The following is a 19,499-nucleotide window of genomic DNA, read 5'->3' as shown; positions in this document are numbered from 1 at the left end:
TGAATGATTTTTTCATCGAATCCTGCTGCTGCCAAACCCAAACCTGCGAGATGACGGGTGATTGACAGTACAGTGCTTGCGGTGTATTTTTATTGTAGAACCTGAAGTTAGGTTTAGGTCAAGCGATAAACAAAATTTTTTTTAGGAGCGATGCAAGTGAGTTACTCGATTGGTGAAGTATCAAAAACGACTAACATTCCTATCTCGACACTACGTTACTATGATCGAGAAGGAATGTTTCCCAATATGGCCCGTAGCAATGGCGGCATTCGGGTGTTTTCAGAAAAAGAAGTGGCGACGATCAGAGTGATCGATTGTTTGAAGAATACCGGCATGCCCATCAAAGACATCAAGAATTTCTTGGATTGGGGCGAAGAAGGCGATGCGTCTTTGCAGAAACGGCAGCAGCTGTTTCATGAACGTTTGGAAGAAGTCACCAAGCAAATGGCAGCCTTGCAAGAAACGATGAATACGATCAAATACAAATGCTGGTACTACGATACAGCGATGGCAGCAGGTACCGAAGCGGTAGTAAAAGAGCTACCGCTAGAAGAAATACCAGAAGAAGTCCGAGCATACAAACTGTAAGTCCATCGAAAAACCACCTGCTGTTTTTGCAGGTGATTTTTCGATTCTACTGGTTTTGCTGGGAAAATCAACCTTGCCAGTTGCCGTTTTCTAATGAAAGACTGACAATCCTACGAAAATGGGCTCTGTTATTCAGTAGCGCTACTCAATAACCCCCACTGGAATCAAATAGCGGGGTTCATTTTCCGTCGGCAGTTGTAATAATTCTTTGAGTTCATGATCCGTGAAGGCGCCGATCGGCACAGCACCTAAGCCTAACGCTTGGGCCTGCAAAAGGACGTTTTGGGCGGAATGACCGACTTCGATATAGGCATAGCGTTCGATTCCTCGGTCCCCATAGCGCTCGATCAGTCGTTCATAAACCACTGTATAAAGCAATGTGGCAGGTGCCCGTTGGATCGCTTGCTGGTCCAACGAACCTTCCGCCAATGCGGTCCGAAAATCGCCGGCAAGAACTTTTGCTAAGGCATGTTGCTCAGGTTGATACAGATAAAGCCCTGGCTCAAGCCCCGTTACCTGTGTAACCACGACATAGAGGTCTAAGGGATACAAGGCACCAGCCGAAGGCGCTGTCCGGCGACCATCTTCTGTAGTGACACCGGCAGCGGCCCATAAAAGCTGTGCCAGCTGTTCTTGTGTTAGCTCAGTGTCTTGAAAATCCCGTTGCGAGCGCCGATTGAAGAGAGCTTCTGCCACGCTGGTTTCCCCGTCTAAGATCGGTTGCGGCAATGGAAAAGTTTCATAGGAAACCGCTGGTTCAAAAGGAGTGACCGTGTCGGTAGTCGGTTGTTCTTCAATCGGTGCCGTATCCGCACTGCAGCCAGTGAGGAGTAAGCCCAACACCAAAATAGCGCCTAAACGAGCAAAGCGAAATCGTTGGTAACGGGTCATGAGGATTCCTCCTTTTTACTATGGACTTCGTGTTATTTATAAGTATAACAAGGATTGCTTTTCCATGCGCTTTTATTCACAAGTAGATAATTAGGGAGGTAAGCAGTCTCTCAGTCGTATCATAGGCTGATTGTGCTTTTTAATATTTTCTAAAGACCTAGATAATGAGTAGTATCGTATTAACTTGCTAAGAATATTTTTATAAAATCCAAACCGATTGCAATCAAACGCAAGAGGAAAAATGCCATACAAAACCCCTCCAGCAATTCGTTGCTGGAGGGGTTCATTTAATTCGCAGCTGCCAATGCTGCTTGGTTTTGTTTGGCATGATAGGCTTCTACGTCTAAGATTGCTTGTTTGAACATTTCTCGCGTGATCTCATAAGGCACGTGGACGATGTCATTGGTGGTCATTGCTTTGTCTAAGATTGCCTCAAGGTCGCTGGTGTCGTTAAGGCCCATATCAGCTAAGCAAACCGGTAATTTGTTTTCCTTCATAAAGGCGTAGATGCGCTGGAAGAGGGCTTCTTGCTGATCTAGCTGCAACAAGGCCAAAACGCCGTAACTAACGGAAGCGCCATGCAAATAGTCTTCCATTTTTTCCAAAACGGTCGTTCCGTAGTAAAAGGAATGAGCAAGGGCGGAGTTGTAATCATTGATGACTAAGACGGAAACTAAGCCGGTGGTCACGATGATATCCAAGACGACTTGCTCAATGGCATAAGACGGCTGATTGGCGGCACTGTCTTTCAAGGCTTGTGTGCCGTATTGCAATAAGCGTTCCGTGCACATTTTGCCGATTTGGATGCCTAACCCATCGGTGTAATCTAACTGATCGCCCCGCGCTGAAAACGTCGACTCGATCTCTTTGGAGAGGGCATCGCCGATTCCTGCCCATAAGTACTTGTCGGGGGCTTGGGCGATTATTTCACTGTCGATAAAGGCATGGGTTGGCGGCTGCGAAGGGAAAAACAGCCCTTGCATCTCGCCGTTTTCTTTATAGATGACACAGACCGCGGTGACTGGTGAGCAGTTGGAGCCGATCGTTGGGAAGGTGAAGACTGGTTTGCCTGCTTTTTCTCCAACCACTTTGACGGTATCGCAAACGCGGCCGCCGCCAACGGCGAATAGAACATCGGCGGCTTGGACGCTTGGATTGGCTAACAGCTGATCGACGTTTTCATAGGTCGAGTTGCCGCCGTACCACAAGGTATCCGTCACTTTGACTTCTGACGTTAAACCGGCTTTGATCTTGTCTTCGGCTTTTTCAAGGGCGGTTTTTCCGCCGATGATCACGGCATTGGTGCCGTATGGTTTTACGATGTCATTTACTTTTTCGTAGGCGTCCGCCCCGATTGTGTAGTTTGGCAAAAAGATACTTTGACTCATACTGTTTTCCTTCTTTCTTGGCCACGAGATTGGCTAAAATTGGTCCGGTAATTTGATGGATCACCATGCCGACTGCGGCAGGGGTAACGGCTGCAGCAATGGCGGCAAAGTGGGCATTGGCTAACGAGATCGCTAGGCCGGTATTTTTCATTCCTAATTGAAACATGATGGATTTGGCTTGGGTGGCACTGACGCCCATCACACGGCTCAGACCATAGCCTGCGCCGTAGCCGATCAAGTTATGGAGCAAGACTAAGAAAATTACGATCAAGCCAGATTGGACGATCACGGCACCGTTGCGAGCGACAGTTCCGGCAACGATCAATAAGATACTAACGGAAGAAATCAATACAAATGATTGCAGAAATCGCTCGATGTGCTTGGCAATGAGTTTGTGAACGATCACCCCTAAAATGATCGGCAAAAGCACCATCTGCAAAACAGACAAGAGCATTTCCCAGAAGGAGATCTCGGTATACTGTCCAGCCAAGACGTAAACCAAAAAGGGTGTAACGACGGTCGCTAACAAGGTCGATACCGTGGTCATAGAAACGGTGAGGGCGACATCGCCTTTGCCGATAAAGGTCATGACATTGCTGGCGGTTCCACCAGAAACGCAACCTAGTAGGACAAACCCGATGATCAAACCGGAAGAAAGACCAAACAGCTGCGCTAAGCCGTAAGCCACCAAAGGACTGATGGTGAACTGGAAAAGCACTCCTAAGATGAATGCTTTAGGCTGTAAGACGACCATTTTAAAAGCAGCAACGTTTAAAGTCATCCCCATACAAAACATGATGATGCTCAAAAGAATCGTTGTACGAGGCGGAATCCATAAGAAGGGTTGCGGGAAAAAATAAGAGACGATCATCAATAAAATCATGATATAGATCAAATACTTGTTTACAAAAGCAGCGATCGTGTTGACGGTTTTCATAAGAAAAAATCATCCTTCCTTTTTCTGCATGACCAATCAAGTGTTCAAACAGAAGGGGTCTTTAGAATAAGTGCAGTGCATAACCGTGGGGAATCGGCAGCAGTTGTTCAACGAGCGTTTCGGATCTATCTGACATCAATGTGTCAGTTTGCAAAAGACCGCTTCCTTGAAAATGGGTATAAAAAAACACTCCATCTCAAGAAGCTGATCTTCTTTTTGGATGCAATGTGAATAGGGACTCTTTGAATGTATAAAATCAAACAGTCCCGGCTATAATAATAAAATAATTCGTTTGCTAACATTGGTGCGGGTCATATACGCCACCGTCCTTTTCTTTATTTGGAATTTTCTAAATATTTAAATTATTTCTACCTAGTCTACAAAAGAGTCAAGGCTTTGTCAATCGTTTGAGAAAATTTTTTTCATTTTTTTGGGTGTTTTTTAAAAAACATGGGTTTCTATGGGGAAAAATAGCAAGAATTGGTTTGTGCTGTGCCTTTTTCCCTTTCGTTTAGGAACAGAATAGTTGTTGGATCTTGGTTTTTGTCCTACGATGATACTAGCAAGAGTTGGAAAAAGAATCGAGAGGAGCAAAGAAAATGAAAATTTTTGTCGTTGGTGCTACTGGACGAGTAGGTCAAAAATTGATCGACTTTCTAGAAAAACAAGGACACATCGTTTATGCTGGTGCGCGCAGCAGTGAGAAAATCACAGAAACGGAGACGATCAAGCCCGTGTTCTTTGATTTACACACGGAACCGGAAGAGATGGCGGCGAAATTCGAAGATGCGGAAGCGGTATACTTCGTGGCGGGTTCCCGAGGCAAAGACTTGCTGCAATCCGATCTGTATGGTGCGGTCAAAGTGATGCAAGCCGCCGAATCAAAAGGAATTAAACGCTACATCCACCTTAGCTCAGCCTATGCCTTAGAACCTGAACAGTGGCAAAGGGAAGGCATGGCGTCATTGATGGATTACACGATCGCCAAATTTTTCTCTGATCGCTGGCTGATCGACAATACCGCACTAGACTATACGATTTTGCAGCCGGGTGCGTTGAAAGAAACTCCAGGATCTAGTTTGATTGAGATCAGTGAAACGACCTCTGGTGCGATCCCGATCGAGGATGTCGCCGTCTTGTTGGGTGAAATGCTGGAGCGTCCAGCAACTTATCAAAAAGTCATCAAAGTCCAAGCAGGAGAAACACCGATCAGCGAGGCACTGGATCAGCTTTAAGGCGTGCCTTTGGGCTTGAAGAGAATGTACTGAAGGAAGCTGCACGGCAATAAATCGTTGTCGTGCGGCTTTTTTTGTGAAGAAGCCAGTCACTTTTCATTTTTGAAAGCGATGACTCTTGACTTTGAAAAAATAGTTTGTTACGCTTATTGCTAACTTTAGAGGGGGTGGTAAACGAATGTCAAGCGACTCGAGTGACGGTGAGCAGAAACACTATTTTGACTTACCTTACTTTTTAATTGAATAGGAGACCAACAACAGCGCGTTATTTAGGAGCAGTTTCTAAATAAGGGGCTTATTTGTGTTATCCATCAATGAAAAAGAAAAGGAAGAAGAATAAATGAATAAAAAAGAGTTTCAATTATCAATGTCAGAAACAATCGAACAGTATCAGGTGCCCTCTATCGATCAAGGATTGACTGAGGCACAAGTAACCGAGCGGTTAGAAACCTACGGATTGAATCAATTAGCGGTCAAAAAAACCGCCAAGTGGCGGTTGCTGCTGCGGCAATTCCATAACACGATCATCTACATTTTGATTTTCTCCGCCATCTTAACGCTGCTGATGGGGCATTTCTCTGATGCCGTGATCATTGGCATCGTCGTACTGGTCAATGCGTTGATCGGTTATTACCAAGAAGCCAATGCTTCCGATGCGTTAGAACGAATCAAAGAGATGCTATCAGCAGAAGCCACGGTCTATCGGAATGGGATTCGGCAAGATATTCCAGCTGCCGAAGTCGTTCCAGGGGATGTCGTATTCCTAGAAGCTGGTGACAATGTGCCCGCAGATCTGCGGATCATCGAAGCCGACAACTTGCGTATCCAAGAATCCGCCTTGACTGGTGAAGCCGATTCGGTGGAAAAAATAACAGATGCCTTAATGGATGAAGCAACTCCATTAGCGGAACAACGGAATTTGGCGTTTGCTTCGACTTCCGTGACGTCAGGAAGCGGGAAAGGGATCGTGATCGCTACCGGCGCCACGACTGAGATCGGGAAAATCTCCACAGAAGTCAATCAAACGGAAGAACGAAAAACGCCGTTGATGAAAGAAATCGATGGGCTGGGGAAAGGCATCACCTATGTGATCATGGGCGTGGCGGTCTTGCTGTTTATCGTCAGTTTGTTCCAGCAAACCTACGCGATCTCTGTCTTGTCCTTAGCCGTCGTCACCATGATCGTCGGCTCGATCCCAGAAGGATTGCCAGCAACGACATCGGTGGTTTTGGCGATGGGTGTCAGCGACATGGCAAAAAACAAGCACACCATCATCAAAACACTGCCGGCGGTTGAAACGCTAGGCTCAGTGGATGTGATCGCGACGGATAAGACCGGTACCCTGACCAAAAATGAAATGACGGTCAAAGACATCGTATTGGCTGAGCAGGAATATGAAGTGACGGGTGACGGCTATGCGCCGGTGGGCGTGATTCGTCCAAAGCAGGAGGACGTTCGCACGCAAGACATCTTGCAGTTGTTTTTGGAAGCTGGCTACGAAGCCAACGATACGGTACTGGTCCCAGAAGGAAATCACTGGACGATCAATGGGGAACCAACAGACGGCTCCTTTTTGACGCTGTATCATAAGCAATTTACCTATCCGCAAGCACCCGCTTACCAAGAACTGGATATGCTGCCCTTTGATTCGGACAACCGCTACATGGCGAAACTAGTGGCAAACCCTGCGGGGGAACGCTTGTTATTTGTTAAAGGCTCCCCAGATAAATTGTTTGAAATGGTGCAAAAACAAGCGGCACCTTTTGATGAAGCCTATTGGACAGGCCATGTCCGCCGCTTGTCGGCAGAAGGCAAACGAGTGGTAGCGGTGGGCTATCAGAAAGTTTCGATTGATCACATTGATGAAACGATTTTTGAGCAAGGGCTGCAATTACTAGGGATCGCCGGGATCATCGATCCGCCGCGAGAAGAAGTGATTGCCTCCCTGAAGGAAATGAACCAAGCCGGTGTTCAAGTGAAAATGATCACTGGGGATCACCCTCTGACCGCCAAAGCGATTGGGGAAAAACTTGGCTTAGCGGATGAGATTCACGTCGTGACTGGGGCCGAGTTGGATCAGATGAGTGAAGCTGAATTTCAAGATGCTGCCTTGACGAATCAAGTCTTTGCACGAACCACGCCGAAAAATAAATTGGACATTATCAGAGCGCTACAAGCCAAAGGCAAAGTCACGGCGATGACAGGGGACGGGGTCAACGATGCCCCTGCGTTGAAGCGGGCGGATATTGGTGTAGCGATGGGGATCAGCGGCACGGATGTAGCCAAAGACTCTGCTGATATGATCTTGACCGATGACAATTTCGGTACCATGTCCTTAGCGATTCGCGAAGGACGCAGGATCTATGACAACATCAAAAAGAGCATTCTGTTTCTGTTGCCGACATCTTTTGCCGAAGGGCTGATCATTGCCTTTACGATCATGATGCAAAAAGAATTGCCGCTGCAGGCGACACAACTGCTGTGGATCAACATGGTTTCTGCTATTACGATCCAGTTTGCGTTTATCTTTGAACCAGCAGAGTCTGGGATCATGAACCGCAAACCGCGAAAGACAGGCAATAAATTGTTGAATCGCCACGATATTTGGCAGATGGCGTATGTATCGATTTTGATGGCAGTCATCAGTTTGATCGCCCATGACTGGCTCTTGCTGCAAGGCGTCAGCGAAGCCGTTGCCAGTACCATGATGGTCAATATCGTGGTCTTGAGTAAGATTTTCTATTTGTTCAACATCCGTACCAGTGCACCAGCGTTTTCTAAAGCTTCCTTCACCAATCCAAAAGCGTTCTTGATCATTGGTGTGATGCTGGTTCTGCAACTGTTATTGACCTATGTTCCATTTATGCAAAGCGCCTTTCATACGGAGGACATGTCCTTGATCGGCTGGGTCATCTCAGCAGCTTCTGGGATGGTCGTCTTACTCGTGACGGAGTTCGATAAATGGCTTCGTTCGAGAAAAAATATTTAACCTAGGTTTTCTCGTGTTTTTTTACAGGCAAAATCGCCTTGCTGCAGCTTAGGGAAATGGTGGAACGACAAGGGATTTCTGCTGTCGCTGCTTTGGGATTGCTAAAAGAAAAAGCCAAGAGGAATTCCTATTGGCTTGTAATCAGGCCTATTGACAAACAAAAATGGTCGGGCTAAAATGCACATGAATTGAATAGTATTCTTCGGGGCAGGGTGTAATTCCCGACCGACGGTGACAAGTACAATGCTTGAAGTCCGTGACCCGCATAGCTATGCGGTGGAGCCAGTGTGAATCTGGCACCGACAGTGAAAGTCTGGATGGGAGAAGAAAAACCACAAAATTTCAAGGGGCGCAGTGCGTCTAAAATTGATTTTTTGCCGGTCTTGTTTGTCTATGCCTCGTGAGATTCTCACGAGGCATTTTTTTATTGAAAGGAGGAAGGAAGATGCATAACGAATACATGCGTTTGGCGATCGCAGAAGCCAAAAAAGGGCGTTACCAAACCTTTACCAATCCGCTAGTGGGCGCTGTGATCGTCAAAGAGCAACGGGTCATTGTCAAAGGGGCTCACTTAGTCTATGGGCAGCCCCATGCGGAACGAAACGCCATCGAACAATGCCATTCCTCCGAAGACCTAATCAATTCGACTTTATACGTGACGTTAGAACCTTGCAACCATCAAGGAAAACAGCCGCCTTGCACCCAGCTGATCATCGACAGCGGCATCAAAAAAGTAGTCGTCGGCCAGTTAGACCCTAACCCGATCGTGGCTGGACAAGGCATGCGCTTTTTAGAAAATCAGGGCATCGACGTGTTGGTGGGTATCGAAGAAACAGAAGTGCGCCGTTTGAATCCACACTATAATTTTTACCATCAGCATCAGCGACCTTACGTGGCATTGAAGCAAGCGATCACTTTAGATGGTCGGATCGCTCATGATGCGCAGACCCGCAGTGCGATCACTGGTTCAGCGGTTTGGCAAAAGGTCCATCAAGAACGTGGGGACTATCAAGGAATCTTAGTGGGCAGTCAGACGGTGTTGACGGATGATCCCACCTTATTGACCACGATTGAAACCAGCTTTCCGCCGATTCGCATCGTGGTAGACCGTCGGGGACGAACGCTGTCGCAACCCCAATTGGCACTGTTTGCCGACGATTCGGCACCTGTGTGGATTTTTACGCAGCAGGCAGCTGTCAGTGATTTGCCAGCGCATGTCTCAGTGATCCAGCTGGAAGAGTTGACGATCGCTGCATTGTTGAAGGAGCTTGCCACACGACAGGTCCAATCGCTTTACGTGGAGGGAGGCGCTGCGATCCATGATGCCTTTTTAGCCAGCGGACTGTGGCAAGAAAGCATTACCTATGTGGCGCCAAAGTTTCTTGGGGGCAATAGTCTCGCAAGTTTTACCAGTGAACGTACCCCGAAACAGCTGCAGCAGCTAACAGAGGTGACGGTGACAGCAGTTGGGGAAGATGTTTGCATCCGAGGAAGGAGACAAGAGGAATGTTCACAGGATTGATTCAGGAAAAAGGCCGCATCAAAGAGATCCGCAAGCAAAGCCGCACGATCCAGCTAACCTGCAGTGCGTCGGAAGGCTTGCTGGCGGATTACCAGATCGGAGACAGCATGGCGATCAACGGGACGTGTTTGACGGCGATCGCCAAACAAGCGATGACGTTTACGGTGGATATCATGCCGGAAACCTTTCAACGAACGACCTTTAAACAACTCTCGGTGGGTGCCGAAGTCAATTTGGAGCGAGCGATGGCAGCGACGCAGCGTTTTGAAGGCCACTTTGTCGCAGGCCACATTGATGTAACGACCCGTTTGATCCAGAAAAAGCAGTTGGAAAATGCCTTGATCTTGACATTTGCTTACCCCACCAGTGTGCAAGGGGAAATCATTCCGCAAGGGTCGATTGCGATCAATGGCGTCAGTTTGACGGTCACCCAGACGACGGCACAGGCCTTTTCCGTTAGCTTGATCCCCCATTCCAAAGACCAGACGACGCTGGGGCAGTTGAAACAAGGGGAGTGGGTCAATATCGAGACGGATATGATTGGGAAATATGTCAAATACCAACAAAAATGAAAGAAGGCAGACGATGCATAAAGTAGAACAAGCAGTGGAATGGTTAAAAAAAGGCGGCTTAGTGATTGTCGCCGATGATGAAAATCGGGAATCAGAAGGAGATTTGATTGGGATTGCTGAATACGCAACGCCAGAAGCCGTCAATTTTATGGCGACTTATGGCCGCGGCTTGATCTGTGCACCCCTCTCACAAGCGATCGCTGAAAAGCTGGCATTGCCTGAGATGACCGCCAATAATACGGATGCCTTTGGTACCGCGTTTACCATCAGTGTCGATCACGTGATGACGAGTACGGGAATTTCTGCGAAAGACCGGGCAGTGACGATTGAAAAGTTGGCTGATCCTGCGTCACAGGCTGCGGATTTTTATCGCCCTGGACATATCTTCCCATTGACCGCTCAACCTGGCGGCGTGTTGGAACGCAGAGGACATACAGAAGCGGCTGTGGATTTAGCGAAGCTTGCTGGCAGCGTGGAAGCAGCCTACATTTGTGAGATTTTAAATGAAGATGGCACGATGGCTCGGGTCCCAGAATTGAAAAAATTAGCAGAAAAATGGCAGCTGCCGTTTTTGACCATTGATGAGTTGGCGGAATATCTACGAGGAACTGCACCTATCACGGTGGATCTGCCAACGGCTTATGGGGCGTTCCAATTGACCTTATTTGAAGATGAATTCGGCAATGAACACCTTTTACTAGCCAAAGGCGAGATTCAACATACTACCGAGCCGCTGTTACTACGGATCCATTCAGAGTGTTTAACAGGCGATGTCTTCGGCTCTCATCGCTGTGATTGTGGCGAACAGCTGCAAGAAGCTATGCGGCAGATCGAAGCAAAAGGCCGTGGTGCGATTTTGTATCTACGCCAAGAAGGCCGCGGTATTGGCTTGCGGAACAAGCTCCGTGCCTACCAGCTGCAGGAACAAGGATTGGATACGTATGAAGCAAATATTGCATTGGGTTTTGCAGCAGATGCTCGTCACTACACGTTTGCTGCCGATGTTTTACGTTCCTTAGAAGTGCAGGAGATTCAACTGATGACCAATAACCCTGACAAAGTGAAGGAATTAGAAAGCTTAGGGATCAAGGTCGCAGAACGGGTTCCGCTGGAGATGCCCGCGCATAAAGAAAACAGCAGCTACTTGAAAACGAAGAAAGAAAAGTTTCACCATTACCTATCTATTTAATCAACCAAAGGAGAATGAGCGATGACAGTATTTGAAGGAACGTTTCAGGGAGAGGCAGTCAAAGTAGGGATCGTGGTCTCACGATTCAACGAGTTTATCACTTCCAAGTTAGTGGAAGGCGCCAAAGACAATTTGGTGCGTCATGGAGTCAAAGCAGAAAACATCGATGTGTATTGGGTTCCAGGTGCTTATGAGATTCCGTATATTACCAAAAAAATCGTTGACCACAAACAATACGATGGGATCGTGACATTAGGTGCCTTGATTCGCGGAGCAACGACCCACTATGAATTGATCTCAAATGAAGTGGCGAAAGGCGTAGCCCAAATTGGTCTGAATGCCGACATTCCGATCATGTTTGGTGTGTTGACGACTGAAACGATTGAACAAGCCGTTGAACGAGCGGGAACCAAAGCCGGCAATAAAGGCAGTGAAGCCGCTCAAGGTCTTTTGGAGATGATTTCGTTGAATCAGCAAATCCTTGGCAACGCATAGGTTTCACGTGCTAACAAAGGGAAGCTAGCAAGAAAAAGCCTGCCTAAGCATAGGCTTCAGACTGGAGACAGACTTCGTACGAAATGAAGTCTGTCTTTTTTCATCATTAAAAAAACTGGATTATTTTGCCGAAGAATTTGCTTCTTCACGGGTACCGTGTTTTCGATAGGTCAATGGAAAGGAAAATGCCCAATCAATCACGAACATTAGAATAACTCTTATTTAAGGAAATTTTCAGAAAATTATTTACATTTCACAAAAGGTTCCTTATAATGACTCTATTCATTGAGAGTGATTCTCATTTGCAAATAGATGTCAAAGTAGCACATGGCTTTGGCGCTTTTCATGAGAAGCACTTTTATAAGCGAAAAAACGCACAGATGCTTCTTTTATGATGGCGGCGAGGCAACGGTCAAGGTTGTTTTTGCTGTGAAATCAGAGGAGTTCGTGCTGAATAAAGGAGAATCACATGTCGGTAGGGTTGATTAAATCAAATCGTTGGATGGTGTCGACAATCATTTGCTGTGTTTTAGTTGTCGCCATTCTCTTATCTGCAGGAGTTGCTTTGGCAAACGGACAAGCCAATATCACCCTTGGCGAAGTTTACCAAATTCTCTTCTATAAAATCAGCCATGGATTGGTTGGTGATCTTTCAGGCATTTCAGACGCAAACATCAATATCGTCTGGTTTGTTCGGGCACCGCGGGTCTTGCTTTCTATTTTTGTGGGGATGGGGTTAGCGATCAGCGGGGCAGTGATGCAGGCAGTGGTCCAAAATCCGCTGGCAGATCCATATATCCTAGGGATCTCTTCCGGCGCATCCTTAGGGGCGACCTTTGCCATCTTAGTCGGTTTTGGCGGCTCGGCGCTAGTCTTGCAGCTGGGCTTATCGTTTGGCGCCTTTGCAGGAGCGGGGATTGCGACTATTTTGGTGCTGCTGCTTGCCAGTATCGGTGGGAAAATGACTTCCACAAAACTTGTGCTGTCGGGGACGATCGTCAGTGCCTTATGTAGCTCTGTTTCAAACTTGATCATCTATCTGGCTAGCAATGCAGAAGGGATGAAGACCGTAGCGTTTTGGTCGATGGGCAGCTTAGCCTCGGCTTCTTGGAACAAATTAGGCTTTATCGTGGTTCTGGTTTCTTTGATCACGCTGTTCTTTCTGACGCAATACCGTGTTTTGAATACGCTTTTGCTGGGGGATGAAGTTGCTTCTACCTTAGGGGTCAAGCTGACCTTCTATCGTCGTTTTTACATGCTGTTAGCGGCGCTATTAACCAGTATCATCGTTGCGAATTCTGGTATGATCGGCTTTGTCGGCTTGATCATTCCTCATATCGTACGTGGAGTCAGCGGGTCGGATCATCGCCTGTTGATGCCTTTGACCGCTTTGACAGGCGCGTTGTTTTTGATTTGGGCGGATGTGATCGCCCGCTCGACCCTGCAAGGAGTCGAACTGCCGATCGGGATCATTACAGCGCTGATTGGCGCACCGATCTTTATCTATATCATTGTCAAACGGCAATACAACTTTGGGGGGTGACGGAATGAAATTAGCAGTTGAAAAGCTCAATCTAACGATCGGGGATCAGCAGATACTAAAAGACATCTCCGTCCAAACCGCACAGGGGCAATTTGTCGGCTTGATTGGGTCCAACGGCAGCGGCAAATCTACATTGTTAAAAGCTATCTACAAAACGTTGAAACCTGACAGCGGCGACATTTATTTGGGTGAGATGAATATTTTGAAAAGTTCCGAAAAAAAAGTCGCCCAGCAAGTCAGCGTCGTCAGTCAGTTCAATGAGGTGAGCTTTGATTTAACAGTAGAACAGATGGTGCTTTTAGGCCGCACGCCCCACAAGGGTTTATTGGAACAAGACACCAAAGCCGATCATGAGCTGGTCACCGAAGCCTTAGCCAAAACAGGGCTAAGTGCCTACAGAAAACGCAGTTACCTCTCATTATCAGGTGGCGAAAAACAGCGGGTCGTCCTTGCTCGTGCCATCACCCAAGAACCGAAATTTATGATTCTCGATGAGCCGACCAATCATTTGGATATCCGTTACCAGCTGGAAATCTTAGAAACCGTCAAGCATCTGAAGATTGGCTTGTTGGCGGCGCTGCACAATTTGGAACAAGCAGCTAACTATTGCGACATCATCTATGCCTTAAAAGATGGTCGGGTCGTAGGGTATGGCGAGCCAGAAACGCTGCTGACAGAAGAACTGATCGAAGAAATCTATGGCGTGAAATGCAGTATTTACCATCATCCGATCACAGGCGGATTAGGGTTTCATTATTATTTTGAAAAGGAGCAAACAGATGAATAAATGGGGAAAAATGATTGGGGTAGGATTGGCAGTCTTTACATTAAGCGCTTGCGGCAATACGAAGGATGAAGGAACTTCGGCTTCTTCCTCACAGGCAGAAAGTACGTATCCCTTAACCATCAGCAACTACACCAAAGCAGAAGGCGGTACGCAGTGGACTGCCAAGGACCAAACCTTTAATGAGGCACCGAAAAAAGTCGTAGCCAACACACGACCAGCAGCGGAATTGCTGCTGCATCTCGGCCTCAAGGATCAGATTGCGGGTGTCGGTGCAACCTTTGGTGCCGCTGATGAGGAAGTTGCTGCTGATTATGCAGAACTAAACGACCTGGGCAGTGACTATATCAGTAAAGAAACGGCGCTAAGTGTGGATCCAGATTTGATTTTTGGTCGCGGGGGACTTTTCGATAACCAAGATTGGGGCGTCGGCACCGTTGATTCCTTGAACGAGATGGGCATTCCGACTTATGTCCAAGAAACCTCTGTCACTGGAGCAACATTTGATTCCGTTTATCAAGACATTGAAAACCTTGGCAAGCTCTTCAATGTCCCCGAGGCAGCCGCTGCTTTTGAAAAAGAATTAAAGGATCGCCAGAGTGCTTTGGAAGAAAAAGTAGCAGACAAAGAAGAGCAAACCTTTGCCCATCTCTTTATGTCTGATCCTAGTGTTGTCAGTGTCTATGCCGCTCAAGATGAGTCTTTTTTCAATAGCAACTTTGATATGATCAAACTGAACAATGTGTTTCAAGACTATTCAGGGGAAGTCAGTGTCGAAACTTTGATCGAAACGGATCCCGATGTCTTGATCGTCGGCGACTGGGCAACGATCGAAGGCAGTGTTTCCGGTCAAGAAATCATTGAAGGCTTATACAAAAACGACAAACTCTCTAGCATGAAAGCCATCAAAAACAAACAAGTCTACAGCATGGACTACAATTATCTCTTTGGCTACGGCTACCAAGCCTTGACTGGATTGGAAGAACTGGTAGAGCAAATGGCACAATAAACACCTCCTATTGCATAAAAAGGAGAACCAACTTTTTATATAATAGAAGAAAACCAACGTTTCACTGGCCGATCGACCACAGAAACGTTGGTTTTTTGTATTTAAGAAAAGCAAACTTTGCCGCTGCCCGTTACGCAACAAGTAGCCCGTTAGCTGTTTTTTTCTGTCTCTTGGTTCATTTGATAGCGAGACAAAAGCTTTTCTTTGTGTTTTTGCATGATTGTTTCCAGAGAAATATCGTATTTATCGGCGAGAATAAATAAGTTATCCAGTACATCGCCCAATTCTTCCGTCAGATTTGCCAGTTTTTCTTCCGGCAAGCCTTCTTGTTCATCGGGACGGTCACGGCCAATCTCCAATGTCCGAATGGCACGGCTCACTTCCCCGACTTCTTCTGCTAAAAAATTCGCCCGAATAAACGGATCATATTGATACCAGTTGCGGGCTTTGTAGAAGTCACTGATAAATCGTTGATACTCCTCAATGTTCATAAATTTTTTTCCATCCTTTCCCAGAACCTTTATCAGAATCATGATATACTATTTCAAAATGATTGAGAAGGATGATGGAGAGTTTTATGAAAATTGCAGTCTATTGTGGTGCCAGTGTCGGTAATGAACCTAGTTTTGCAACAGCCGCCCAAGAATTGGGGCAGTGGATCGCTTCACGAAAAAATACGCTGGTTTATGGCGGAGGAAAAGCAGGCTTGATGGGCGTATTGGCAGATGCTGTCTTAGAAAATGGCGGTCAGGTGATCGGGGTGATCCCAACCTTTTTAAAAGATCGGGAACTAGCACATCCTGGGTTGACCGAACTCCATGTCGTCGAGACGATGTCAGAAAGAAAACGGAAAATGTTCGAATTGTCGCAGGCGTTTGTCGCACTGCCAGGCGGTCCGGGTACGCTGGAAGAAATCACGGAGATGATCTCGTGGTCAAGAATCGGTCAAAACCCGAATCCTTGTGCTTTTTATGATGTGAACAACTTTTACCACGCAACGAGAGCCTTATATGACAACATGGTGGAAAATGAGTTCTTGACGCAGGCCGATCGCGAAAAAATCGGCTTTGCGCAAACAACGAGTGAACTTGAAGCCTTTATTCAAGCCTACGAACCGCCAGTTATTCGGCAGTATTAAGCATCTGTTGCAAAAGAGCAAGGCGAAGCACCGGCGGGTGTCGTCTTGCTCTTTTGCTTCTTTGACGCATTCTTAGTATAATGGGGTTTGTTTTGCAAGTGGGGTCATAAAATAAGATCCTTGGACAAAGAAATGGAGCGTAAATCATGACAACAAATTTTTGGGCTGAATTGCCGAAGCCTTTTTTTATTCTAGCACCAATGGAAGATGTCACCGATGTCGTTTTTCGGCATGTCGTTCAAGCTGCCGGCGCACCAGATGTTTTCTTTACGGAATTTACCAACTCCGATAGTTACTGTCATCCAGAAGGACGCGACAGTGTGCGGGGACGTTTAGTCTTCACCGAAGATGAGCAACCGATGGTAGCCCACATTTGGGGAGACAAGCCAGAGTATTTCCGTGAAATGAGTATCGGATTAGCCGAGATGGGCTTTAAAGGGATTGACTTAAATATGGGCTGTCCAGTGCCAAACGTTGCCGGACGAGGCAAAGGCAGCGGCTTGATCTTGCGACCGGACGTTGCGGCTGAGCTGATCCAAGCAGCCAAAGCTGGCGGTCTGCCGGTCAGTGTCAAGACGCGTTTGGGCTATACCGAACTAGGGGAAATGGAAGCCTGGCTGATCCATGTCCTGCAACAAGATATCGCCAACCTTTCGATCCATTTGCGAACCCGCAAAGAAATGAGCAAGGTCGATGCCCATTGGGAATTGATTCCTGAAGTGGTTGCCTTGCGGGACCGAATCGCCCCACAAACGAAGCTGACGATCAACGGCGATATCCCTGATCGTACCAAAGGTTTAGAGCTAGCAGAAAAATATGGCGTGGACGGAATCATGATCGGTCGGGGCATTTTCAAGAATCCCTATGCCTTTGAAAAAGAACCGAAAGAGCATACCTCAGAAGAGCTATTAGGCTTGCTACAGCTGCAATTAGACTTGCAGGATCATTACGCCAAAATGGTGCCACGCTCGATCGCAGGATTGCATCGTTTCTTTAAAATCTATGTCAAAGGCTTCCCTGGTGCCAGTGATTTGCGAGCAAAATTGATGAATACCAAATCAACGGATGAAGTTCGGCAACTGCTGGCAGAGTTTGCGGAGAAAAAGAACCACGAGGAAAGTATTGAAGCGTAAGTTTCAATGCTTTTTTCGTTTTTGGTTGCTGCATCCGCTCTCAATGTCAATCCTTTCTTGACAATAGATAGGTACCTATGTAAAATGGAGAACGGACTTTTAACTAGGTACCTATCTAAATAGTGAAGAGGCGAAAGGAGCTGAAGATCGATGGTTTCCGAACAAGAAATCGTGGAACGATTGTTTGAAGTGTATAAATTAAATCGGCGGTATGCGGAACAAAAGTATGGACGCTTTATGCCGGGACGGGGGCAGTTCAATTGTTTACTGGTATTGGACGAAAAAGGCACGTTGACCCAAAAAGATCTCGCCGCGTATTTAGCGATTCGTTCGACATCCACTGGCGAACTACTAAAGAAACTGGCTGAAAAAGGGCTGATCCAAAAAGAAGTCGATCCGAAAGATAAACGCAGTCATTTGATTTCGCTGACAGAAGCAGGCAAGGAAGAGGCACAGCGAATGAAAGAAAAACGCAGCAAGGCGCACCAAGAAATGTTGACCTATTTGACGGCAGAAGAAAAACAAGCCTTTGGTCAAGCCTTAGCAAAAATCGAACAGTTTTATCTTGAGAAGGAGGCGGACGTTGATTGAGTGAAACAGTCCAACGAACGGAACGTCAGCGGACGCTGATTTTTATTAATTTAATGATTACATGTATTGCCGTATCCATGTTGGCGACCGCATTGACGACGGCTTTACCCGCCATCGTCAATGACTTGCAGATTTCCGTCACTACGGGCCAATGGCTGACTAGCGGGTATTCTTTGGCAATGGCGATCGTTATGCCCTTGACGGCATATCTTATGAATCGTGTGCCAACCAAAAAGCTCTATCTCGCTGCCTTAGGAATTGCGTTGGTGGGCTTGCTGCTTTGTGCCACAGCGCCCAATTTTCTAGTCATGATGCTTGCTCGTATTTTGCAGGCCGTAGGCAATGGAATCTTGACCGCAATGGCGCAAGTGATCCTCTTATCGATCTATCCGATCAATCGTATCGGTGTGGTGATGGGCTGGTATGGATTATCGATCACCGCGGCACCCGTGATCGCACCGACTCTTGCTGGGGTGATCGTGGACCGCTTGAACTGGCATGCGATTTTTTATATCGTTGCCGTGATCGTTTTGATCTCGTTGATTTGGGCCATAAAGGTTTTTGATGATGTGTTGCCAGTAAGCAACAGCAAATTTGATCAGACCTCTTTTGTTTTGAGTGCCTTCGCCTTTGGTGGGATCACTTTAGGCTTTGGCAATATCGGCAGCTATGGCTTTTTCAGCTTGCCGGTTTTAGGAACCTTAGGGATCGGTTTGGTAGCAGGAATCTTCTTTGTCTTCCGTCAGTTAAGAGCGGAAACCCCATTTTTGGATCTGCGGGTCTTAAAAACAAAAGAATATGCCATCAGTGTCTTTGGCAGTATCATGCTTTACTTGGTCTTGATGGGTTCGGCGATGCTGATGCCGCTTTACGTGCAGTCGATTTTAGGCAAATCAGCGACGATCTCGGGATTAGTCGTTTTGCCAGGTTCCCTGGTCTCGGCATTTTTAAGTCCCGTGGCTGGGCGAATCTATGACAAAGTCGGCATCCGTCTGTTGACGCTTTTTGGCGGCGGCTCACTGGTCTTGAGCAACATCGGCATGTATTTTATCCATATGCATACGGGTATCTGGGTAGCAGTGGTTTTGAACATGCTGCGCTGTGCCGCCACAGGCTGTTTGTTGATGCCCTTCGTGACGTGGGGAAATAAAAATATTCCGCCGCAGCTGACGGCGCATGGAACAGCGTTATTGACTTCTTTGCGGACGGTGGCAGGCGCCATCGGGACAGCATTATTTGTCGGGATCATGAATAGTGTGGCGCAAAAAAGCACGACCTTAACAGGAACGAGTGCGTTGCTTCATGGGATGAATGTTTCTTTCTTATTGATGACGATCGCTTCTGGACTGCTGTTTGCAACGGGGCTATTCTTGATTCGTGATCAGAAACCAGAAGCCGTGTGGCTGGAAGGTGCGGAAGAACCGCTGGAATAAAGAGGGGCACCTTTCTTTGAAGGGTGCTTTTCTTGATTTATTTCATGAAACTCTATGAAAAA

At 46.9% G+C, this 19,499-nt stretch carries 18 protein-coding genes and 1 riboswitch; of the genes, 14 read left to right on the top strand and 4 right to left on the bottom strand.

Translation table 11 applies throughout. The features are described 5' to 3' along the window. The first annotated feature begins 150 nt into the window (after positions 1 to 150). Complete coding sequence (locus IGI88_RS05635) at positions 151 to 588, top strand: MerR family transcriptional regulator (RefSeq protein WP_005233239.1); 438 nt, start codon at positions 151 to 153, stop codon at positions 586 to 588. 141 nt (positions 589 to 729) lie between these two features. On the opposite strand, the gene IGI88_RS05630 is transcribed toward IGI88_RS05635, so the two are convergent. From IGI88_RS05630 to IGI88_RS05620, 3 genes are all read right to left on the bottom strand, one after another. Beyond that, complete coding sequence (locus IGI88_RS05630) at positions 730 to 1,479, bottom strand: SagB/ThcOx family dehydrogenase (protein ID WP_142437239.1); 750 nt, start codon at positions 1,477 to 1,479, stop codon at positions 730 to 732. A gap of 287 nt (positions 1,480 to 1,766) precedes the next feature. Further along, entirely contained in the window at positions 1,767 to 2,867 is a 1,101-nt protein-coding gene (locus IGI88_RS05625) for an iron-containing alcohol dehydrogenase family protein (RefSeq protein ID WP_142437238.1), read from the bottom strand. Further along, positions 2,803 to 3,804 carry a bile acid:sodium symporter family protein gene (locus tag IGI88_RS05620; protein WP_008380241.1) on the bottom strand — a complete coding sequence of 334 codons (1,002 nt, stop codon included), beginning with the start codon at positions 3,802 to 3,804 and terminating at the stop codon, positions 2,803 to 2,805. Before IGI88_RS05620 ends, IGI88_RS05625 begins: the two co-directional genes overlap by 65 nt. A gap of 599 nt (positions 3,805 to 4,403) precedes the next feature. Between IGI88_RS05620 and IGI88_RS05615 the strand changes: the two genes are divergently transcribed. The 9 genes from IGI88_RS05615 to IGI88_RS05575 all read left to right on the top strand — a co-directional run bounded on the left by IGI88_RS05615 (position 4,404) and on the right by IGI88_RS05575 (position 15,142). Continuing rightward, positions 4,404 to 5,039: an NAD(P)H-binding protein gene (locus IGI88_RS05615; protein WP_142437237.1), complete on the top strand. Its 636-nt coding sequence runs from the start codon at positions 4,404 to 4,406 to the stop codon at positions 5,037 to 5,039. Positions 5,040 to 5,379: 340 nt separating this feature from the next. Continuing rightward, positions 5,380 to 8,028, top strand: coding sequence for an HAD-IC family P-type ATPase (locus IGI88_RS05610; RefSeq protein WP_429960263.1), 2,649 nt, complete (start codon positions 5,380 to 5,382; stop codon positions 8,026 to 8,028). Between the two features lie 194 nt (positions 8,029 to 8,222). After that, positions 8,223 to 8,361: riboswitch (FMN riboswitch) on the top strand. Between the two features lie 112 nt (positions 8,362 to 8,473). After that, positions 8,474 to 9,550: a bifunctional diaminohydroxyphosphoribosylaminopyrimidine deaminase/5-amino-6-(5-phosphoribosylamino)uracil reductase RibD gene (gene ribD / locus IGI88_RS05605; protein WP_142437235.1), complete on the top strand. Its 1,077-nt coding sequence runs from the start codon at positions 8,474 to 8,476 to the stop codon at positions 9,548 to 9,550. Then, positions 9,535 to 10,122 carry a riboflavin synthase gene (locus IGI88_RS05600; RefSeq protein ID WP_142967693.1) on the top strand — a complete coding sequence of 196 codons (588 nt, stop codon included), beginning with the start codon at positions 9,535 to 9,537 and terminating at the stop codon, positions 10,120 to 10,122. The genes ribD and IGI88_RS05600 overlap by 16 nt, the downstream gene beginning before the upstream one ends. Next, entirely contained in the window at positions 10,100 to 11,311 is a 1,212-nt protein-coding gene (gene ribB / locus IGI88_RS05595; RefSeq protein WP_142437233.1) for a 3,4-dihydroxy-2-butanone-4-phosphate synthase, read from the top strand. Before IGI88_RS05600 ends, ribB begins: the two co-directional genes overlap by 23 nt. 21 nt (positions 11,312 to 11,332) lie before the next feature. Next, positions 11,333 to 11,806 (top strand): 6,7-dimethyl-8-ribityllumazine synthase, encoded by a 474-nt coding sequence (gene ribH / locus IGI88_RS05590; protein ID WP_005233264.1) that lies wholly within the window; start codon positions 11,333 to 11,335, stop codon positions 11,804 to 11,806. A 469-nt stretch (positions 11,807 to 12,275) separates the two neighbouring features. Beyond that, on the top strand, positions 12,276 to 13,349 hold the full coding sequence (locus tag IGI88_RS05585; RefSeq protein WP_005233272.1) for a FecCD family ABC transporter permease: 1,074 nt from the start codon (positions 12,276 to 12,278) through the stop codon (positions 13,347 to 13,349). Positions 13,350 to 13,353: 4 nt separating this feature from the next. Continuing rightward, the gene (locus IGI88_RS05580; protein WP_429960262.1) at positions 13,354 to 14,136 is read left to right on the top strand and encodes an ABC transporter ATP-binding protein; all 783 of its coding nucleotides are present in this window, start codon (positions 13,354 to 13,356) and stop codon (positions 14,134 to 14,136) included. Continuing rightward, positions 14,129 to 15,142 carry an ABC transporter substrate-binding protein gene (locus IGI88_RS05575; RefSeq protein ID WP_016612009.1) on the top strand — a complete coding sequence of 338 codons (1,014 nt, stop codon included), beginning with the start codon at positions 14,129 to 14,131 and terminating at the stop codon, positions 15,140 to 15,142. Before IGI88_RS05580 ends, IGI88_RS05575 begins: the two co-directional genes overlap by 8 nt. A 149-nt stretch (positions 15,143 to 15,291) precedes the next feature. On the opposite strand, the gene IGI88_RS05570 is transcribed toward IGI88_RS05575, so the two are convergent. After that, a complete protein-coding gene (locus tag IGI88_RS05570; protein ID WP_034872892.1) occupies positions 15,292 to 15,633 on the bottom strand; it encodes a MazG nucleotide pyrophosphohydrolase domain-containing protein in 342 nt (113 codons plus the stop codon). 86 nt (positions 15,634 to 15,719) lie between these two features. On the opposite strand from IGI88_RS05570, the gene IGI88_RS05565 reads away from it, so the two are divergent. From IGI88_RS05565 to IGI88_RS05550, 4 genes are all read left to right on the top strand, one after another. Then, complete coding sequence (locus tag IGI88_RS05565) at positions 15,720 to 16,280, top strand: TIGR00730 family Rossman fold protein (RefSeq protein ID WP_429960261.1); 561 nt, start codon at positions 15,720 to 15,722, stop codon at positions 16,278 to 16,280. A 146-nt stretch (positions 16,281 to 16,426) separates the two neighbouring features. Then, entirely contained in the window at positions 16,427 to 17,413 is a 987-nt protein-coding gene (locus IGI88_RS05560) for a tRNA dihydrouridine synthase (protein WP_429960260.1), read from the top strand. Positions 17,414 to 17,563: 150 nt separating this feature from the next. Beyond that, positions 17,564 to 18,004, top strand: a complete 441-nt coding sequence (locus IGI88_RS05555) for a MarR family winged helix-turn-helix transcriptional regulator (protein WP_005230651.1) — start codon at positions 17,564 to 17,566, stop codon at positions 18,002 to 18,004. Beyond that, positions 18,001 to 19,437, top strand: a complete 1,437-nt coding sequence (locus tag IGI88_RS05550) for an MDR family MFS transporter (protein ID WP_275626508.1) — start codon at positions 18,001 to 18,003, stop codon at positions 19,435 to 19,437. The genes IGI88_RS05555 and IGI88_RS05550 overlap by 4 nt, the downstream gene beginning before the upstream one ends. Positions 19,438 to 19,499 lie beyond the last annotated feature (62 nt).

Origin of the sequence: Enterococcus sp. AZ179, from assembly GCF_050498885.1 — a bacterium.
Classification (GTDB): Bacteria; Bacillota; Bacilli; order Lactobacillales; family Enterococcaceae; genus Enterococcus_D; species Enterococcus_D entomosocium.
This window is presented reverse-complemented; position numbering and strand designations above follow the sequence as displayed.